This window comes from Segniliparus sp. (assembly GCF_051660745.1).
Classification (GTDB): domain Bacteria; phylum Actinomycetota; class Actinomycetes; order Mycobacteriales; family Mycobacteriaceae; genus Segniliparus.
Genome location: NZ_JBOFQF010000028.1, coordinates 479904 through 495877 on the forward strand (window position 1 = coordinate 479904; position 15974 = coordinate 495877).

Below are 15974 nucleotides of genomic sequence, written 5' to 3' on the forward strand. Positions count from 1 at the left end.
ACTGGCCGCATGGCACTGAGCGGAGAATACAAACCAAGCACGTGGGGCTGGGTGAACGACCACGTCGAGACCATCGAGGCGACTGGGAGCACGCCGAGCCTCGACATCCTCGGCGGCGCTCCGGTCATCCTGCTCACCACGAAAGGCGCGCAGACCGGAGCCGTCCGCAAATCCCCGCTCATGCGCGTCGAGCACGACGGGCAGTACGCGGCCATCGCGTCCAAGGGCGGCGACCCGAAGCACCCCAGCTGGTACTTCAACCTCAAGGCCCACCCCGAAGCCGTGCTGCAGGACGGCACGGAGGTCTCCGACGTGGTGGCGACCGAGATCGAAGGCGACGAGCGGGACGTGTGGTTCCAGCGCGGCGTCGAGGTCTACCCGCCGTACGCGGAGTACCAGAAGAAGACCGACCGGCTCATCCCGGTCTTCCTGCTCGCCAAGCGTTCTCTTTGAGACGGCGTTCCTTTTTGAGATAGGGGGAGGCGTGATCCCCAAACCGCTCGGACTGGCTGGCTGCCTGCTGCTCGTGGCCGCCGGATGCGGCTCCGACGCTCGGGCCGCTCGCTCGCCTTGGGCGGCGTTGTGGCCGGGGCTGCCGGTGACCGAGGTGCGCGCGGCGGGGGACGGCTGTGTGCCTGCTCCGGGAGCCGCGCCGGGGGAGCAGGTCCTCGCGGTGACGAACACTTCGGCTGCCGCGCTGGAGTTGCGGATCGTCCTGCCGGACAGCCCCGCCGCGGTGTTCGAGATCGAGCCGGTCGGCCCCGCGACGACGCGCGCCCAGCCGGTCCGGCTGGCTCCTGGCCGTTACCGCTACGCCTGCTACTTCGAAGAGCGTCGCGTGATGTACAGCGACGTGTTCGCAGTGGCGGGCGCCGCCCCGGCGGCAGGCGGGCCCGATTCGGCGCAAGCGGTTCTGCCGGTCAGCGTCCAAGACCTCGACCCGGCGGTCCGAGCCTACGAGCGATGGGTCGCGGAGCAGCTGCCCCGGTTGGGCGACGAGGCCCGGCGGACGGCCTCGGGCGGCGAGGCTGGCAGGGCGGGCTGGCTCGCCGCGCATCGGCGCTACGAGACGCTCGGCGCAGCGTACGATGCGTTCGGCGACGCGGGAAAAGCGGTGGAGGACGCGTTCGCGAAAAGCGAGGCCGCCCTCTGGCCCGGCCAAGAGCGATCGGCCGGAGGCGACCCCGCCGCAGCCGGGCACGAGCTGGCCGAAGCCGTCGACGCGCTCGCCAAGGACTTCCCGAGCGCCCAAGTCGACCCGCTGGACTTGGGCCTGCGGGCGCACGAGATCGTCGAGGACTCGATCGAGAAGACATTGACCGGGCGAGACGACCACGGCTCGCGCAGCATGCTCGCGACACTGGCCGCGAACCTCGACGGCGTGCGCGAGCTCCTCGACCTCCTCGGCCCGCTGCTGCGCCCCCGCCTCGCGTCGCTCGACCAGCTGCGCGGCGAGCTCGACGCAGCGGGTGCGCTCGTCTCGGGCACGCCACGGGCGAATCCTCTCGCGCAGGCGGCGCAGCAGCGCTTGAACGCGGCGTTCGGCCAGCTCGCGGAGCACCTCGCGAAAGTCGCCGCCATTTGCGACGTGCGGAGGTCGCGATGACCGATCCGGGCGCGGCGGCCGGGCCTCAGCTCGGCAGGCGGGCTCTGCTGCTCGGCGGAGCCGTCGCGACGGCGGGCGCGCTCGCGAGCTGCGGCGCCGAGCAGCCCACGGCTCCGAGGCCGCCGAGCCCGGCCCCTTTCCACGGCGAGCACCAAGCGGGCATTCTCGCCGAGCCCGCGCCTGCCGTCGTCGTCGCCAGCGCCAACGTGCTCGCCGCAGACCGCAAAGAGCTCGCCGAGCTCTTCAAAGCCATCACCGACCGGGCACGGACATTGGTCTCGGGCAAAGCCCCGACCGCCACCGGCATCGGCGACGTGCCCGCGGACCCCGGCACGCTCGGCCCCACCCCGGAGCCATCGGGCCTGACGGTGACGCTGGGAGTCGGGGCCTCGCTCTTCGACGACCGCTACGGCCTCGCGGGACGAAAACCCGCGAGGCTGGCCCGGATGGAGCCGTTCGAGGGCGACGACCTCGACCCGGCCTGGTGCCACGGCGACCTCAGCCTGGTCGTCGCGGCGGACAGCCAGGACGCGACGCTGCGGGCGCTGCGCGACATCGCGCGGCACACCAGGGGGGCGATGCAGCTGAACTGGAAGATCGACGGCTCGACCGCCCCGGCGCGCCCGGACGGGGCGCCCCGGAACCATTTCGGCTTCAAGGACGGCACCGCGAACCCCGACGCCGCGCGCCCGCATGAGACGGCAGGCCTGGTGTGGGCCGCCCCGGACGACCAGCCGTGGACGAAAGGCGGCAGCTACCAGGTGGTTCGGCTGATCCGCATGCTCGTCGAGTTCTGGGACCGGATTTCGATCGGCGAGCAGGAGCAGATATTCGGCCGCGACCGCGCCAGCGGCGCCCCGCTCACCGGGAACGCGGAGACGGACGATCCGGACTACGCGAGCGACCCCGCGGGCAAGATCATCCCGCTCACCAGCCATATCCGCCTCGCGAACCCGCGCACCGCCGAGACGGACGGCTCGCGCATCCTGCGCCGCGCCTACAACTACTCGCGCGGCCTCGACTCGAACGGCAATCTGGACCTCGGACTCGTCTTCACCTGCTACCAGCAGGACGTCGAGCGCCAGTTCGCCGCGATCCAGCGCAGGCTCGACGGCGAGCCGCTCGCCGACTACATCGCGCCCTTCGGGGGCGGCTATTTCTTCGCCTTGCCGGGGGCGCGGGACGAGCGGGACCACCTCGGCAGGGCGCTCCTGGAACAAGGGTGAACAAACCTGTCACAGAGTGCTGTTACAGTGACGCCGACATCCACGGAAGGTAGGACGTGACGGTGAAACTTCTGCGCATCGCGCTCGTGTCGGCTTTGGCGCTCGCGCTCCCCATGGCCTCGTCCGCGTCGGCGGACGAGTCGACGTCGACGCCCATCAAGCACTTGGTGGTGATCTTCCCGGAGAACATCTCCTTCGACCACTACTTCGCGACCTACCCGCACGCGGCCAACGCCGACGGGGAGAAGCTGCAGGGATCCGACGAGGACGCGCCGAAATTCGTCGCGGACCCGGCCACGCCGACGGACGTCGCGACCCTGGAGCACGACGGGCTGCTGGGGGAGTCGAACCCGAACGCGGAGAAGCCGTTCCGGCTCGCCCCGGACCAGGCGGTCACCTGCGACCAGAACCACGAGTACGACGCGGAGCAGCGCGCGGCGAACGGCGGCAAGATGGACCAGTCCTTCGAGACCGCGAGCAAGGACAAGTGCTCGAGCAAGGGCAAGAACATGCTGGAGCGCAGGGGCCTGAACATGGGCTACTACGACGGGAACACCGTGGCTGCGCTCTGGAACTACGCCCAGCACTACGCCTTGAACGACAACAGCTACAGCTCGGTCTTCGGCCCGTCCACCCCTGGGCACGTGAACCTCGTGGCGGGCACCACCTACGGCATTCGCTCGTTCGGGCCGAAGAACGGGCAGCCGACCCCGAAGCCGGACAAATTCGTGAAGGCTCCCAACGCCGACGGGGTCGGGACGATGGTGGACGACCCGGACCCGGCGTTCGACGACTGCTCGAACCGCAACGACCAGTCCACGGACGACAACCTGGCGGGCTTCGCGGCGGGGACCAAGAACGTCGGCGACCAGCTCAACGAGAAAGGCGTCTCCTGGGGCTGGTTCCAGGCGGGCTTCCGCCCGTCGAGCCGCGACGGCGACCGGGCGATCTGCAAGACCGGGCACAAGAACGTGGGCGGGAACCCGGCGGACGACTACTCGCCGCACCACCAGCCCTTCCAGTACTTCCAGCAGACCGCGAACCCGCACCACCTGCCGCCGAAGTCTCCTGAGGAGATCGGGCACGAAGGCCAGGCGAACCACCAGTACGACCTCGCGGATTTCCAGGCGGCGCTGTCGCGGGGCGACCTGCCCGCCGTGAGCTTCGTCAAGCCGCCGCAGTACCAGGACGGGCACGCGGGCTATTCGGACCCGATCGACGAGGGCCGTTTCATCGCGCACTGGATCAACGCCCTCCAGCAGTCCCCGGCGTGGAAGGACACCGCGATCGTCATCGCGTACGACGACTCGGACGGCTGGTACGACCACAAGGCCCCGGTCCTGCTCAACGGCTCGGACAACCCGGCGGCCTACGAGGAGGACCCGGGCGCGGACGACGTGTGGTGCCGCGACTTCGCCGCCGCGCACCCGCCGCTGGCGGGCCAGCAGGGCCGCTGCGGCCCCGGCACGCGCCAGCCGCTCCTGGTGGTCTCGCCCTACGCGAAGCGCAACTTCGTCGACCACACCTACACCGAGCAGACATCGGTCACGAAGTTCATCCAGGACAACTGGGGCCTCGGCAGGCTCGGCCCGGACCGTTTCGACGAGCGGGCGCAGCCGATCAACGAGATGTTCGACTTCGCCGCGCCGCCGCGAGTCGACCATCTGCTGCTCCGCGAGGACACCGGGGCGGTCGCGGCCGACGGCCACTTGCACGAGGCCGAAGACCATCCCTTTGTGAACAAGGCGAAGGGATCGGCGCACCATCCGGGCACCGTCGCTGCGCCGTGGTGGCAGCAGACCTGGGCGATCGTCGCGGGCGTCGTGGTCCTCGTGCTCGTAGCCGCCGGTCTGGTTCTGCTCCGTCGCAGGGGTCGCTGACCCAGGGTTCAAGGGCAGGGTTCAAGGGCAGGGTTCAAGGGCCGGGGTTCAAGGGCCGGGGTTCAACGCTGGGCACCGGGGCCGGATGTCGGCTTATGCGCCGAACGGCTCCCAGCGGTTGTTCTGCCAGTGGTACCAGAAGCCGTTCCAGTACAACGGCGGCGGCGGCGCGCTCCAGCCGCCCGGCGGGGCAGGCGGAAGGGGCGGGTTCATCTGCTGTGCGCCGAACTGCTGCGCGCCGGCCGGCGGCGGGCCGGTCCAGACCTGCGGCGGGTTGACGGCCACGGTCGGGCCTTCGACGCAGGCCTGCCCGAGCGGTCCGCTGACGCATTGCGGGTCGGCCTCTGCCGCGCCCGCTTCGGCGAGTGCGAGCGGCACCGCGAGGGCGCTCATCGCGAGCAGCGCCTTCGCGAGCGAGCGCCTCAACAGTCTGTCGTGCGGCGGCGCGTCGAGGGCGGTCGCGAGAGGCTCCGCCCTGCTTGGCATACGTGTCTTCTTCATGATGCATCTCCGACTTCGTTGTCGACCTTGCTGTGCAGCAGTCTAGTTCGCGGGAGGCGAATTTCAGAGCGCAGCGCGGCTTTTGACAGCCAGTTGACAGATCGTTTCAGCCGTTGACAGTTGGTCTTCGACTCGCCGGATGGGTGCTGCTGCCTCGGCTACAGTGTGCGAATGGTCGAAACAGGTTCTCAGATTTCTGCGGCCGAGGAGGTTCGGCCGGGGGCGGGCCAGCCCGGATTGTCCGCCGGGCTGACCCTTCTGCTCAGCGTCACGGCGGCGGCCTCGGTGGCGGGGCTGTACTACACGCAGCCGCTGCTGAGCATGATCGCGGGCCAGTTCCACGTCTCGACGGGGCTCGCGGGGCTGCTCGTCACTGGCTCGCAGGTCGGCTACGCCGTCGGGCTTTTGCTCATTGTGCCGCTCGGCGACTTGGTGAGCGCGAAGAAGACATTGGCGGGATTGGTCGCGCTCTCGTCAGTGGTGTTGCTCGCGGCGGGCTTGTCGCGCAGTTTCTCCGTGCTGTGCGCGGTGCTGGTCCTGGTCGGCCTCGTCGCGTCCGCCGCGCAGCTGGCCGTGCCGCTCGCCGCGCATTTGGCCTCGGTGGAGCGCCGTGGCCAAGCCACCGGCACGGTGATGTCGGGGCTCTTGCTCGGCATCCTGCTCGCGCGGACGGTGAGCGGCGCGGTCACGGAGCTCTTCGGCTCGTGGCGCGCGGTCTTTTTTCTCGCTGCGGCAGGGTCGCTGGCACTCGCGGCGGTGCTGTGGCGCTCGATCCCGACGACGGCGCCGTCCGCGCAGGGGCCGTACGGGGCGCTGCTCCTCTCCACGGGGCAGCTGGTCCGGTCTTCGCCGCTCTTGCGCAAACGGATGGCGCTCGGCTTTGTGTCGATGGCGGGTTTCAGCGCGCTCTGGACCAGTGTCGCGTTCCTCCTCGCGGGCGAGGGCGGGACGCGGTACCACTACGGCGAGGCGGTGATCGGCCTGTTCGGCCTTGCCGGGGCGGCGGGGGCGCTCGGAGTTCCACTGGTGGGCAGGATCGCGGACCGGGGGCGGGGGGCGCTTGTGGCGACCATCGCCTGGCTGCTCGTGCTCGCGGGATGGGGGCTGTTGGCGGAGGGGCGCTCGTCGCTCGTGGCGCTCATCGCGGGCATGGTCGTGTTCGACCTCGGCGTCCAAACAGTGCAAATGTCCAACCAGCACGCGATCTACCATCAGCATGCGGCGGAGCGGAGCCGGGCGACGTCCGCCTATATGACGCTGTACTTCTTGGGCGGCATGGCGGGCTCGGCGATGTCGGGCTTCCTCTATCAGAGGAGCGGATGGCCAGGAGTCTGTCTCGCGGGCGCAGGCTCCGCCGCAGTCGGCCTCGCCTTGCGGCTGTGGACCAACTGGGCGGAGCGAGCAAACCCTGCTGAGTGAGCTTCGCCCGGGGCTTAGTGGTGGTGGCGCCAGTCGTCGTCGTGCTTGTCCCAGCCGCGGTGGCGGCCGTTGTCATGGCGCCAGTTGGGGCCGTCGTGGAAACGGTGCCAGTCGTCGCCGTCCCAGGCGCGGTCGCCCTGCCACCAACGGTTCCCGTCCCACCAGCGATGACGGCCGGTGTCGACGCATCCCTGGACGAATCCGAGGGGGCCGCTGACGCAGATGTCCGTCTTGATGGGGCCGATCATTTGGGCGGGCTCCGCAGATGCGGCCGCAGCGCCCGCGACGCCGAGCGGGGCCGCGAAAGCGCCCGCGACGAGCGCGGCTTTTTGGATAAGAGATATCTTCTTCATCTTCGGACCTCCGATTTCGTTCACCGATATCTTCCTTCAAAAGATTAGCTCTGCGAAATCAATTGGGACAACTTTCCGCGTCGATCCCCAGGGGATTGACAGCAACTGTCAGCTTTCTCACAGCAAGGTCTGCGCGCTGGGGGAGCGGTCCTGCGCGAGCCCTGCGCAAGTCGGTTGCGCCGGGCGCGAGCGAACCCGTAAAGTGCCACCGGAAGCGAAGAAGGAGAGGTGGCGGCGTGCGCACGCATTTAGCCGGTGAACTGCGAGAAGACCATATCGGAACGGATGTGGTGCTCACCGGTTGGGTCTCCCGCCGCCGCGACCACGGCGGTGTGATCTTCGTCGACCTCCGGGACAAGTCCGGCCTCGCCCAGGTCGTTTTCCGCGACGGCGAGGTGCTCGAGCGCGCGCACGGGCTGCGCGCGGAGTACTGCCTGAAGATCAACGGCGTCGTCGACCGCCGTCCCGAGGGCAGCGAGAACGCCGCCCTCGGCTCGGGCGCCGTCGAAGTCGGCGTCGCGAGCTTCGAAGTGCTCTCCGAGTCCGCCCCGCTGCCGTTCCCGCTCGACGAGCCTGCAGGAGAGGAGACCCGGTTCCACTACCGGTACCTCGACTTGCGCAGGCCCGAGGCGGCGCGCATCCTCCGATTGCGCTCGTCGATCAACGCGGCGGCCCGGCAGACGCTCCTCGACCAGGACTTCGTGGAGGTGGAGACGCCGACGCTCACCCGCTCCACCCCGGAAGGGGCGCGGGACTTCATCGTCCCCGCGCGCCTGAAGCCCGGCAGCTGGTACGCGCTGCCGCAGAGCCCCCAGCTGTTCAAGCAGCTGCTCATGGTCGGCGGGATCGAGCGGTACTTCCAGCTCGCCCGCTGCTACCGCGACGAGGACTTCCGCGCCGACCGCCAGCCCGAGTTCACGCAGCTGGACTTGGAGATGAGCTTTGTCGGGCAGGACGACGTGATCGCCCTCGCGGAGGACGTCGTCGCGGCCGTCTGGGGGCTCGGGGGCGAGGCCCCGCAGCTCCCGTTGCCCAGGATCACGTACGCGGAGGCCATGCGCCGATACGGCTCCGACAAGCCCGACCTGCGGTTCGGCGTGGAGCTCGTGGACTGCACCGAGTACTTCAAGGACACCCCGTTCCGGGTCTTCCAGGCCGAGCACGTCGGCGCCGTGGTCATGGCGGGCGGAGCCGACCAGCCGCGCCGGACCCTCGACGGATGGCAGGACTGGGCGCGCCAGCGCGGCGCGAAAGGACTCGCGTACGTCCTGGTCGGCGAGGACGGCGCGCTGTCCGGCCCGGTGGCGAAGAACCTCTCCGAAGCCGAGCAGGGCGGTCTGGCCGAGCATGTCGGCGCGAAGCCGGGCGACTGCGTCTTCTTCGCGGCGGGCGACGCGAAGGGCGCGAGGAGCCTCCTCGGCGCCGCCCGTGTCGAAATCGCCAACCGGCTCGGTTTGATCGCCGAGGGCCCGAAGTGGTCGTTCGCCTGGGTGGTGGACTTCCCGCTCCTCGAGCCCGCCGCGCAGGCGAAGGCGGCTGGCGACATCGCGGTCGGCGAAGGCGCGTGGACGGCGGTGCACCACGCGTTCACCGCGCCGACTGAGCAAAGCTTGGCTACCCTTGAGGAGGACCCCGGCTCTGCGCTCTCTCAAGCGTACGACCTGGTCTGCAATGGACATGAAATCGGCGGCGGCAGCATCCGCATCCACCGCCGGGAGGTGCAGGAGCGAGTGTTGAAACTCATGGGATTCGACGAGGAGCGGGCGCAGGCAGCGTTCGGCTTCCTCCTCGACGCCTTTGCGTTCGGCGCGCCGCCGCATGGCGGCATGGCCTTCGGCTGGGACCGGATCGCGGCCCTGCTGGCGGGGGTCGACTCGATCCGCGAGGTCATCGCCTTCCCGAAGTCCGGCGGCGGGCAAGACCCGCTCACCGGGGCTCCGGGCCCGATCGCTCCCGCCCAGCGCGCCGAGACCGGCGTCGACTGGAAACCCGACTCGAAGCAAGAGAAGAAGTAGGAGCACATGGGGATCAAGGTCGCCCTCGAACACCACACCAGCTATAAATTCGACCGGCAGGCCAAGGTGTACCCGCATGTCGTGCGGCTGCGCCCCGCCCCACACACCCGCACCAAGATCGAGGCGTACTCGCTCGCGGTCCACCCTGGGCAGCACTTCCTGAACTGGCAGCAAGACCCGTTCGGCAACTTCCTCGCCCGGATGGTCTTCCCGGAGCGAACGGGGGAGCTCTCGTTCACCGTCTCGCTCGTCGCCGACCTCACCCCGATCAACCCGTTCGAGTTCTTCATCGAGGATTGGGCCGAGCACGTGGGGTTCACGTATCCCGCCGCGCTGCGCAAGTCGCTCAGCCCGTTCCGGACCCGGGTGAACGAGGCCGGGCCGGGGACGGGGCCGGGCGAGCTGGTCAAGGCCTTCGCCGATCGTTTCGCGAAGCCTGGCCGGATCCGGACGATCGAGCATTTGATCGCGATCAACGCGGCATTGAGCAAGGAGATCGGCTACAGCGTCCGGATGGAGCCCGGCGTGCAGACCCCGGACCACACGCTGCGCAGCAAGGTCGGCTCCTGCCGCGACTCCGGATGGCTCTTGGTCTCGGTGCTGCGCGAGCTCGGCTACGCCGCCCGGTTCGTCTCCGGCTACCTCGTGCAGCTCACCTCCGACCTGCCCGCGCTGGACGGGCCGTCCGGGCCCTCGGCCGACTTCACCGACCTGCACGCCTGGACCGAGGTGTTCCTCCCCGGCGCGGGATGGGTGGGCCTCGACCCGACTTCCGGGCTGTTCGCGGCCGAAGGGCACATCCCCCTCGCCGCGGCCCCCGAGCCCGCGCTCGCGGCCCCGATCGAAGGCTCGACCGACAAGTGCGAGGTCTCCTTCGAGTTCTCGAACACTGTGCGGCGCGTCCACGAGGACCCGCGCGTCACCCTCCCGTACTCGGACGACCAGTGGAAGTCGGTGTACGAGCTCGGCCTCGCCGTCGACCAGCGGCTCAAGGACGAGGACGTGCGCCTGACGATGGGCGGCGAGCCGACGTTCGTCTCCGTGGACGACCGCACCTCGCAGGAGTGGACCGTCGCGGCCGACGGCCCCCACAAACGCGAGCGGGCGGAAGATCTCGCCCGGCGGCTGCGCGGCCAGCTCGCGCAGGGCGCGCTGCTCTCCCACACCCAAGGCAAGTGGTATCCGGGGGAGGAGCTGCCCCGGTGGAACATCGGCCTGCTCTGGCGCGAGGACGGCCAGCCGGTGTGGTCCGACGAGGCTTTGCTCGCCAAGCCGTGGGAGGCCGCGCCCCGCGACCTCGGCAGGGAGGAGTCGGCGAAGATCTCCGCGGAGTTCGCGCAGCGGCTCGCGGGCCAGCTCGGCCTCGCCGCCGAGGCGGCGCAACCCGCGTACGAGGACCCGCTGGCCCAATTGCAGCGCGCGCTGCGCCTGCCGTACGGCGACCCGTCCGACCTGGCGCTCGACCTCGGCCCCGACATCGACTCGCCCGAGGCGAGGGCGAACCTCGTCGAGATCTTGAACGCCAGCGCGAGCGAGCCGACCGCGTACGTGGTCCCGCTGGAGCCGTCGTGGACCGGAGACGGCTGGGCCAGCGCCATCTGGCGGACCCGCCGGGGGCGCATCGTCCTCTCGGAAGGCGACTCGCCCGCCGGGCTGCGCCTGCCGCTCGACTCGGTCGGCTGGTCCCCGGCGGCGCAGTTCCCGCCTGCGGACCCGACCGTGAAGCGGCCCAAGCTGCCGACCCCCGAAGAGCGCGAGCCGCGCCAACAGTCGAGCACCCCGCCGCCGCAGGTGCAGCTCGTCGGCGCCTCGACAACGGCGCTGGTGGCCGAGGTCAGAGACGGGCACCTGCACGTCTTCCTGCCGCCGCTGCCGACCGCCGAGGCGTATATCGACCTCGTCGGCGCGATTGAGGGCACCGCCCGAGAGCTCGGGGTCCCGGTCGTGCTGGAAGGCTACGACCCGCCAGCCGACCCACGGCTGAAATTCATGTCGATCACCCCCGACCCCGGCGTCATCGAGGTGAACGTCCCGCCGGTCGGGAGCTTCGAGGAGCAGACCGAACTGCTCGAGAACCTCTACGAGCAGGCCCGCCTCGCCCGCTTGTCGACGGAGTCCTTCGATTTCGACGGCACGCACACCGGCACCGGCGGCGGCAACCACATCACCGTCGGCGGCCAGACCCCGAGCGACTCGCCGCTCCTGCGCCGCCCGGACCTGCTGGTCTCCCTGCTGACGTACTGGCAGCGGCACCCGTCGCTGTCCTACCTCTTCTCCGGGCGCTTCATCGGGCCGACCTCCCAGGCGCCTCGGGCGGACGAGGGCAGGCCGGAGTCCCTGTACGAGATGGAAGTCGCCTTCGCCGAGCTCGACCGGCTCGCGCAGTCCGGGGAGTACCAGCCCTGGCAGGTGGACCGCGCGCTGCGGCACCTGCTCACCGACCTGACCGGCAACACGCACCGGGCGGAGTTCTGCATCGACAAGCTCTACAGCCCGGACTCGACCCGAGGGCGCCTCGGCCTCTTGGAGCTGCGCGGCTTCGAGATGCCGCCGCATCCGCAGATGGCGCTCGTGCAGTCCCTCCTGGTGCGCTCCCTCGTGGCGAAGTTCTGGGACGACCCGTTCAAAGCGCCGCTCATCCGACACGGGGCCGCGCTGCACGGGCGTTACCTCCTGCCGCACTACAACATCGCCGACGCGTCGGAGATCGTCTCCGACCTGCGTAGTTCGGGGATCGAGTTCGAGCAGTCCTGGTTGGAGCCGTTCACCGAGTTCCGCTTCCCCCGGATCGGCTCGGTCGTCGTCGGCGGCGCGGAGCTGGAGCTGCGGGCGGGCATCGAGCCGTGGCACGTCCTCGGCGAAGAGGCCACGTCGGGCGGCACCGCTCGGTACGTCGACTCCTCCGTGGAGCGGCTGCAGGTCAAGCTCGTCGGGGCCGACCCAGGGCGGTTCGTCGCCACGTGCAACGGCTTCCCGATCCCGCTGCGCCAGACCGAGAAAGAGGACGTCCAAGTCGCCGGGGTCCGCTACCGGGCCTGGCAGCCGCCGAGCGCGCTGCACCCGACGATCACCGTCGACTCGCCGCTGCGGTTCGAGCTCATCGACACCTACTCCGGGCATTCCCTCGGCGGAGCCACCTACCACGTGGTGCATCCCGGCGGGCTGGCATACGAGGAGCCTCCTGTGAACTCCGCCACCGCGCAGTCGCGCCGGATCGGCAGGTTCGAGCCGATGAGCATGACGCCTGGCCCTATCGACCTGGGCAGAATCGCCGAAGCCGCCAGGCGGATGGCCGTTGACACGAGCGCCCCTGGCGTCCTGGATCTGCGCAGGGCGCGGACGGTGCTCCGGTAAATTCGAACAACATGAGTCCGACCGGCTTGGGGTCGCAAGCGCAGCAAGTTCTGTTCGGGGAAGCCGCAGAAGGCTACGACGAGCTGACCGACGACGAGGGGCAGCCGCGTGCCCATTGGTCCGAGCTGCTTTCCTCGCTCGCCCCGATGGGGCAGCACGGCCTCGCCCGGCTGCGCGCCAGGGTGGCCAGGCAAGTCGAAAGCGACGGGATCACGTACAACCCGGTTGGCGCGTCCGCGCTCGCGACCGCCCGTGGGAAGCCGGGGGCCGAGGAGCTGGAGCCGGTGCACGGCGGACCGGCGCCATGGCCGCTGGACCCGGTCCCTATCGTGCTCTCCGCGCAGGACTGGGCCGTCTTGGAGGAGGGGCTCGCCCAGCGGGCCCGGCTGTTCGTCGCGCTCCTCGCAGATCTCTACGGCCCGCAGCGGATGCTGGAGCAAGGCCTTCTGCCCGCCGAGCTGGTCTTCGCGCACCGCGGCTACTTGCGCATGGCGCATGAGTCGCCGTCGCCGTCGAAGCCGGTGTTCTTGCACGCGGTGGAGCTCGGGCGCAAACCCTCCGGGGAGTTCGTCGTGCACGCCGACCGGACGCAGGCCCCCTCCGGCATCGGCTACGCGGTCGCGGGCCGTCGTGTGCTGATGCGCACCGCGCCGGGCGTGTTCCAGGCGGTCGGCCCGCGCTCGCTCGGCCTGTTCGTCCAGGAGCTCCGGCTCGCGCTCATCGAAACGGCTCCCGCCGGAGTGGAGGACCCGACGGTGGTGGTGCTCTCGCCGGGCACCGGGTCGGAGACCGCGTTCGACCAGGCGCACCTTGCGCTCCTGATGGGCTTCCCGCTGGTCCAAGCCCCCGACCTGGTGGTCCGCGAGGGCAAGCTGTGGATGCGCTCTTTGGGGACGCTCAAACGAGTCGACGTGGTCCTGCGGCGGGTGGACTCGCAGTACATCGACCCGCTCGACCTGCGCCCGGATTCCCAGCTGGGCGTCGCGGGCCTGGTGGAGGCGGCGAACCGGGGCACGGTGACGATCGTGAACTCCATCGGGTCCGGCGTGTTGGAGAACCCCGCGCTCGCCGTGTTCCTCCCGCAGCTCGCGCAGGCCCTTTTGGGCGAGGAGCTGCTCTTGGACAGCGCCACCGTGCTGTGGGGCGGTCGTCCGGCGGATCGGGCGAAGATCGCAGAAGACCTCTCCGAGCTCGTCGTCCGCGACGTGGTGACCGGCGCCGCGCGCGCCGGAGCGGGGTTGACGGCCAAAGCAAAAGAGGCGTTCGCGCGGCAGTTGGCAGCGGAGCCGTGGCGTTGGGTCGGCCAGCTCCCCATGCGATTGAGCTCCGCGCCGGTGATCGCCGAGCCCTCCGGGGCCGACGAGCCTGCGCTCCTTGAGGGCGCGCCGGTGCTGTTGCGCTGTTTCACCGTGGCGCACGGCAATCAGCAAGTGGTGCTGCCCGGCGGGCTCGGCCAGGTCATGGCGAAGAACCCGCACGCCGCGCTGCCCGCCTCGAACGCGACGAAAGACATCTGGGTGATGCAGCCCGCGACCGGGGCCGTGCGCGGCAAGAAGCCCGCCGAGCGCGGCGCGCGGGTGGTGGCCATCGATGTGCCGAGCGCCCGCGTCGCCGAGGTCCGCACCGACGAGGCGGTGACTTCCCCGCGCGTGCTCGCCGACCTCTTCTGGATCGGACGCTACGGGGAGCGGGCCGAGGCGTTGGCGCGCCTGCTCATCGTGATCCGGGAGCGGCTGCAGGAGCACCGGTCGGCGAGCGGGCCAGACGCGCCGTTCGCCGAGCCGTTGGAGTCGCTGTTCGCCGCGATGGAGCAAGTGACCGCCGGGCCGGGCTTCGGCTCGGAGCTGAGCGTGGCGCGCGGGCTGAAGGAGCTGCGGGCGTTCACCTTCGACCGGGAGCGCTCCGGGTCGCTCGCCCAGTCCGCCGACCGGCTCGGCAATGCCGCCCAAGGCGTGCGCGACCAGCTGTCGGTGGACACCTGGATGGTCCTTGCCGATTTGGAGCGCGCGCTGGAGCGTCCGGTCCGCCAGAGCGCGTCCGCGTCCTGGGCCGACGAGCTCGAACAGCTCTCTGCGGCGCAATCGCAGGTGCTCGCCGGAATGCTCGCGCTTTCCGGCCTCGCCTCGGAGTCGATGGTGCACGATCCCGGCTGGCGGCTCATGGACATCGGCAAGCGCATCGAGCGGGGGCTGCAGCTGACCGCGCTCGTGCGCGCCACGCTCGGCAAAGCGCACGAGGCCGAGTTGGAGCGGCCGCTCACCGAGGCGGTCCTCTCCTCGGTGGAGTCCGCCGTCATCTACCGCCGCAGGAACCATCTGCGCGTCCGGGTCGGCACGGTCGCCGAGCTGGTCTTCTTCGACGTCGACAACCCGAGGTCGTTGGTCTACCAGCTCGAGGCGCTGCGCCGGAACTTGATGGCGTTGCCGGACGCGGCCCGCTCCACCCGCGCCGAGCACGCTCTTGAGTCCCTGTTCAGCGTGCTGCGCAGGGTGGAGCCGGACGAGTTGGAACGGGTTTCGGCGGAAGGCGAGCGGACCGAGCTCGTGCAGTGGCTGACGGCCATGCACGACGGGTTGCGCGAGCTCGCGAGCACTATCGAGCGCTCGCGGCTCACCCCGCCGAGCAGGATGCGCCCGTTGTGGGCGGGCTCGGGGCAGGCGTGGAGCTAGTGTCGGTCAGAGCAAGGCAGGTCAGGGCATGAGCGAAGAGCTCGGGATGAGAGAAGAGCCAAGGGGACGGCTGTACCGGGTCACCCATCGCACGGTCTACGAGTACGACGACGACGTGACCTCGTCGTACGGCAGGGGCTTTCTGTGCCCGAGGGACTTCCCCGGCCAGCGGAGGATCGACCACGAGCTGGTCGTGGACCCGGAGCCGGAGGACTCGTCGACCGGGGTCGACGCGTTCGGCAACCACGATCTGTACTTCCACGTCACACAGACCCATCGCCGCCTCGTGGTCGACGCGCAGTCGACGGTCGCGGTCGCGGCGGAGCAGACCTCCTGGGCGAACTGGGACGACTGGGCGGATTGGGAGGATGTGCGGCTGCGCCTCGCGCAGGAGCCCCTCGTCCGGCAGTACGTGATCGACCTCGACCCCCCGGAGATCACCGACGAGGTGCTGCGGTGGGCCGCGCCCACGTTCGCCGCCCGCCGCCCGCTCGTGGAAGTGGTCGCCGAGCTCACGCACCGGATCTACAAGGAGCTGCGCTACGACCCCGGCTCGACGACCGTGGCGACCAAGGTCTCGGAAGTGCTGGCCCAGCGGTCGGGGGTGTGCCAGGACTTCGCGCGCCTCGCCATCGCCTGCCTGCGCGGGCACGGCCTGGCGGCCCGGTACGTCTCCGGCTATTTGCTCACCAACCCGCCGCCGGGGCAGCCGAAGCTCGTCGGGGCCGACGCGACGCACGCCTGGGCGGCCGTCTGCTTCGGCGAGGACCGGTGGCTCGCGTTCGACCCGACGAACAACCAGCTGGTGAGCGACGAGTACATCACCTGCGCGTGGGGCCGGGACTACGCGGATGTGCCGCCGCTGCGGGGCGTGATCTACTCGGAGGCGAAGACCAGCACCATCGGGGTGTCCGTGGACGTGGCAGAGCTGTAGCCGCGCGCGGAACTGCT

Annotated in this window: 11 protein-coding genes; 9 read left to right on the forward strand and 2 right to left on the reverse strand. The window is 70.3% G+C overall.

The genetic code is table 11. The annotated features are described in order from the left end of the window. The first annotated feature begins 9 nt into the window (after positions 1 to 9). From ACRC20_RS09815 to ACRC20_RS09830, 4 genes are read left to right on the forward strand one after another with little or no spacing between them, the layout of a single operon-like run. Positions 10 to 453 (forward strand): nitroreductase family deazaflavin-dependent oxidoreductase, encoded by a 444-nt coding sequence (locus ACRC20_RS09815; RefSeq protein ID WP_438686170.1) that lies wholly within the window; start codon positions 10 to 12, stop codon positions 451 to 453. 31 nt (positions 454 to 484) lie between these two features. Then, complete coding sequence (locus ACRC20_RS09820) at positions 485 to 1606, forward strand: EfeM/EfeO family lipoprotein (protein WP_438686171.1); 1122 nt, start codon at positions 485 to 487, stop codon at positions 1604 to 1606. Then, complete coding sequence (locus ACRC20_RS09825; protein WP_438686172.1) at positions 1603 to 2832, forward strand: Dyp-type peroxidase; 1230 nt, start codon at positions 1603 to 1605, stop codon at positions 2830 to 2832. Before ACRC20_RS09820 ends, ACRC20_RS09825 begins: the two co-directional genes overlap by 4 nt. 56 nt (positions 2833 to 2888) lie before the next feature. After that, positions 2889 to 4712: a phospholipase C gene (locus ACRC20_RS09830; RefSeq protein WP_438686173.1), complete on the forward strand. Its 1824-nt coding sequence runs from the start codon at positions 2889 to 2891 to the stop codon at positions 4710 to 4712. Between the two features lie 93 nt (positions 4713 to 4805). On the opposite strand, the gene ACRC20_RS09835 is transcribed toward ACRC20_RS09830, so the two are convergent. After that, entirely contained in the window at positions 4806 to 5198 is a 393-nt protein-coding gene (locus ACRC20_RS09835) for a hypothetical protein (RefSeq protein ID WP_438686174.1), read from the reverse strand. 186 nt (positions 5199 to 5384) lie between these two features. Between ACRC20_RS09835 and ACRC20_RS09840 the strand changes: the two genes are divergently transcribed. Next, positions 5385 to 6632, forward strand: coding sequence for an MFS transporter (locus tag ACRC20_RS09840; protein WP_438686175.1), 1248 nt, complete (start codon positions 5385 to 5387; stop codon positions 6630 to 6632). A 14-nt stretch (positions 6633 to 6646) separates the two neighbouring features. On the opposite strand, the gene ACRC20_RS09845 is transcribed toward ACRC20_RS09840, so the two are convergent. Next, the gene (locus ACRC20_RS09845; protein ID WP_438686176.1) at positions 6647 to 6985 is read right to left on the reverse strand and encodes a hypothetical protein; all 339 of its coding nucleotides are present in this window, start codon (positions 6983 to 6985) and stop codon (positions 6647 to 6649) included. A gap of 236 nt (positions 6986 to 7221) precedes the next feature. Here ACRC20_RS09845 and aspS point away from each other — a divergent pair, with 236 nt between their 5' ends. The 4 genes from aspS to ACRC20_RS09865 are packed head-to-tail and all read left to right on the forward strand — an operon-like array spanning position 7222 to position 15957. Beyond that, positions 7222 to 9000, forward strand: a complete 1779-nt coding sequence (gene aspS, locus ACRC20_RS09850) for an aspartate--tRNA ligase (RefSeq protein ID WP_438686177.1) — start codon at positions 7222 to 7224, stop codon at positions 8998 to 9000. A 6-nt stretch (positions 9001 to 9006) separates the two neighbouring features. Next, positions 9007 to 12354: a DUF2126 domain-containing protein gene (locus tag ACRC20_RS09855; RefSeq protein WP_438686178.1), complete on the forward strand. Its 3348-nt coding sequence runs from the start codon at positions 9007 to 9009 to the stop codon at positions 12352 to 12354. An 11-nt stretch (positions 12355 to 12365) separates the two neighbouring features. Then, complete coding sequence (locus ACRC20_RS09860) at positions 12366 to 15023, forward strand: circularly permuted type 2 ATP-grasp protein (protein ID WP_438686179.1); 2658 nt, start codon at positions 12366 to 12368, stop codon at positions 15021 to 15023. A 28-nt stretch (positions 15024 to 15051) separates the two neighbouring features. Beyond that, complete coding sequence (locus ACRC20_RS09865) at positions 15052 to 15957, forward strand: transglutaminase family protein (RefSeq protein ID WP_438686180.1); 906 nt, start codon at positions 15052 to 15054, stop codon at positions 15955 to 15957. The last annotated feature ends 17 nt before the right edge of the window (positions 15958 to 15974 follow it).